Source organism: Pseudomonas sp. HMSC063H08, assembly GCF_001813645.1.
In the GTDB taxonomy this organism is placed as follows: Bacteria; Pseudomonadota; Gammaproteobacteria; order Pseudomonadales; family Pseudomonadaceae; genus Pseudomonas; species Pseudomonas aeruginosa.
Window position 1 is genome coordinate 1 of the sequence record NZ_KV813409.1, and the last position, 487, is coordinate 487.

General features: G+C 63.4%; 1 protein-coding gene. It reads right to left on the reverse strand.

Annotated features, from left to right (window positions below; genetic code table 11):
* Nucleotides 1–151: 151 nt before the first annotated feature.
* Nucleotides 152–487 (reverse strand): DUF3275 family protein (locus HMPREF2924_RS36055; RefSeq protein ID WP_177344960.1); only part of this gene is annotated, 336 nt, incomplete at its 5' end.

Consider the following 487-nt stretch of genomic DNA (forward strand, 5'->3'; position numbering starts at 1 on the left):
TCACGCAGTGCGATGATGGCCTGGTCGACGACAGATCGGTCGAACACTGCCGCGCGGAACTGGTCAGCCAGATTGTCTAGTCCGACCTCGCGCAGCGAGGCGCAAACCAGCAACAACTCCTCGCTGAAGCCTGGGGTGTTGTAGATCGATTTCATGCGGCCTCCTTGCGGGTCCACACTTGTTGTTTGAAGTCGAGCTCATAGCCCAGCGCGCCGAGTCGCACGCACTGTTGGCGTAGTCGCTTGCGGTCGACCGTGGTGTCCAGCTTGACGATTTCGCCTAGCGGCCAGACCGTCCCGAACAGTTCTGCATCTGCGTCTGTGTCCAGAGGGGCGGCCTGCTTTGCAGAAGCCGGAGGGTCCATACCGAAAGGCGCGTCGTCCCCGGTTGCACTGGGGCGGAGAGGCTTCGGTTTCGGCGGCGACTTCGGGGGTGCCGCCGGTGCGGCAGTGGGTTGCTGGATCGCGGGCACTTCGTCGAGCGGATC